Origin of the sequence: Lapillicoccus sp. (assembly GCF_025353065.1) — a bacterium.
Taxonomy (GTDB): Bacteria; Actinomycetota; Actinomycetes; order Actinomycetales; family Dermatophilaceae; genus Lapillicoccus.
The window spans coordinates 1-2,756 of record NZ_JANXRJ010000135.1 but is presented as its reverse complement, the minus strand read 5'-3'; the positions used below and the strand labels follow the sequence as shown (position 1 = coordinate 2,756).

General features: G+C 71.3%; 3 protein-coding genes. 1 reads left to right on the top strand and 2 read right to left on the bottom strand.

Going from position 1 to position 2,756, the window contains the following annotated elements; genetic code table 11:
- Positions 1-1,109, top strand: a 1,109-nt coding sequence (locus tag Q0R63_RS10785; protein WP_295697120.1) for a plasmid pRiA4b ORF-3 family protein, incomplete at its 5' end; no start/stop codon positions are given.
- Positions 1,110-1,275: 166 nt separating this feature from the next.
- Here Q0R63_RS10785 and Q0R63_RS10780 read toward each other — a convergent pair.
- Both Q0R63_RS10780 and Q0R63_RS10775 read right to left on the bottom strand, forming a co-directional pair.
- Positions 1,276-1,956 (bottom strand): hypothetical protein, encoded by a 681-nt coding sequence (locus Q0R63_RS10780; protein WP_295697118.1) that lies wholly within the window; start codon positions 1,954-1,956, stop codon positions 1,276-1,278.
- Positions 1,956-2,756 (bottom strand): TraG/TraD/VirD4 family protein (locus Q0R63_RS10775; RefSeq protein WP_295697116.1); only part of this gene is annotated, 801 nt, incomplete at its 5' end. The genes Q0R63_RS10775 and Q0R63_RS10780, both read right to left, overlap by 1 nt.

Genomic DNA, 2,756 nt, shown 5'->3' with positions numbered 1-2,756 from the left:
AGGGCGACGACGGCACCCGCGAGGCCGACGTCCGCCTCGACCAGGTCCTGCGCGCCCCCGGTGATCAGCTGACTTACCTCTACGACTTCGGTGATGGGTGGGAGCACCTGCTCACGCTGGAGTCCGTCGCCCCCCTGACGCGGACTGACCGTGACCCGGTGTGTCTGGACGGTGCGGGGGCCTGCCCACCCGAGGACGTCGGCGGCATCCCGGGGTACGAGGAGGTCGCCGACTGGCTCCGCGCGGGGGCCCGCGACGACGAGGTCCCCGGCGTGTTCGACGACGCCGAGCACGCCCGCGGGTGGCTGCCCCCCGGGTACGACCCCGACGTGTTCGATGCCGCCGAGGCGACCGCTGCGATGCAGGTGTGGGCGCGCGGTCAGCACCTGCTGTGGCACGGACTCCCCCAGCCGCTGGCCGACCTCGTGCAGGGTCTGCGGAACGAGGGGTGGGTGCAGGCCACGACCTGGCTGACCGACCTGGGCCCACGCCTGCCGGTACCGTTCGACGAGGACGGCGTGCGCTGGGCGGCGAAGCCCTGGCGGGCCGTGCTCGACGCCGTCGGTGAGGGCACGAAGCTGAAGACGGCCGGCTACCTGCCCCCGCTCATGGTCGAGCAGATCGCCCGGGCCGCGGGGGTAACGGACTGGTGGATCGGCAAGGCCAACCGCGAGGACCTCACGTGGCCCGTCGCCGCCCTGCGTCAGCACACCCAGGACCTCGGCCTGCTGCGCAAGGCCAAGGGCACCCTGACTCCGACCGCCCGCGCCCGAACGGCCGCCCACCAACCCCGTGCCCTCGTCGCCGCCGTGCTCGAGCGACTACCGATCGGCAAGGGCTTCGACGCCCACGCCGGGTGGTTCCTCCTGCTCGGCCTCGCCACCGGCGAGTCTGGGGCCGCCCTCGACATCGGTGTGGCGGCGATGCTCACCGATCACGGGTGGCGCACTCAGGACGGCGCCGAGGTCGGTTCGACCCAAGCGCGGCGCGGAGCACGCGAGACCCTCGACGCGCTGGAGTCCATGGCCGGCGGGTATCGCTCGGTCAACCCTGAACTCCTCACCCGTCTCGCGCGCGCAACCCTGTTCGGCGTCGTCACCGACTCGTAGGTGCTCCAACCCGTTAGGCCGTCGCGGGCGCGGCCGGCTGCACCCCCTCCCGCCCGCGCATAGCCCTCCATACACACTGTTGGGGTCGGGTGAGCTTGCCCCGCTCTGTCGGAGGAGCGGTCCCGTCATGTCGGGTCGTGTGTCGGCTCGCCTATTCGGGCTTGGACTAGTCGTAGACCTCACCGGTGACGGAGTCGACTTCGTGACCGTCGAGGACGCGAAGGCGGGGGCCGACCGATGCCCCACCCTTGTTCGCCTCCTCCGAAGTCAGCGCCCCGGTGTCCCCGGCGAAGGTCGTCTGCCGCTCCCGTGACGCGGCCGGCCCGGTATGCCGGGCGTGTCGTCCCTTGGCGGGCCAGGGTTGGTGCCCGTCGTCGCAGTGGACGCCGAGGCGTGACCGCATCCGCTGCTGGAACGCGGGCAGTGAGTACCGGTGCCACTCCTCGAGGGAGTCACTGTCGGTGGTGTCGGCGGCCTGTCGTCGCTGGTCGGCCAGGACTGCGAGCTCACGGGCCAGGTGCGGGTGGTGGGGCCAGCAGGCTGGCACCATGGCGTCGACGTCCCAGACGTATTCGGTGTTGACCCAGATGACGACGTCATCGAGCCACTCCCAGAGCTCCTTCCGGAGAAGGGGATGGGTGACGCTGGCGGGGTCCCAGGGTCGTGGAAGCAGGGAGGAGTCACCGAGCTTGCGCTTGTGCTCGTGGGTCCCGTCGACAGCCGCCTTGAGCTCCCAGTACGCCAGCTTGAGCAGCGGCCCGGGCTGAGGGAAGGGCCGCACCATGGGCACGGCGGATCGACTCTTCCCCTCCGCGGCGGCGTCACTGTTGCCCGGCATCATCGCCATCAGACCACGGTGTCGGGGACAGCATCATGTTCGCTATCCCGTTCTACGACTCGGTCGCCAGCGAGGCCGTGACGCCGCGCCTCCTCGAGGGCTGCGGTCTTCCGGTCGTGGGCGGCGACGTCATGTTCTGGGCGCCCGCCCAGACGGTTCTTGGCGGCCTGTTGGTCGGCCAGAAGCGCTTTCCCGGCGCGGCTGTCGAGGCAGCGGGTGAGTCGCGCGATGAGGGGTTTCCCGTTCTCGGAGACCACCAGGGCGTGGCGTTCCTTGAGCTGGCGGACCTCGGCGCCGGTGAGGATGGGGATGTCGTCGCCGGTGGTGTTCCGCCCGCCCATGCGTCCGGTCTGCCAGGTGGTCCGTGAGATCCGGACCGGACCGAGGAGGTCGGAGATCTCCTGGTTGAAGGCGACGTCCTTGGACCCGCCGAAGAGGATGAGGTTGTTCGTCAGGCCCAGCAGGGTCCGCGCCTCCTGCTCCCCGAGGATCGCCGACAGCTGGGGGCGGGTCTGCGCGGCCCAGATGAACGAGATCCCCAGCGCGCGCTCGTTCGCCATCCGGGTCCGCAGGGTCGGCAGCGGCGCGGTCGACGGCAGCTCGTCGAGGCAGGCCAGCATCGGCGGGCACAGCCGACCCCACGGGGACGCCTGCGCCAGCTGCAGGGCGGTGTCGAGGACGTGCTCGGCTACGGCGGTCATCAGCGGGGAGGCGCTGGCGTACGGGTCTTCGCGGCCGAGGAGGTAGATGGTGCCGCCGGCACGGATAACGTCTGCGATGTCGGTGGCGGGTCGGCCGGGGCCGGGGAC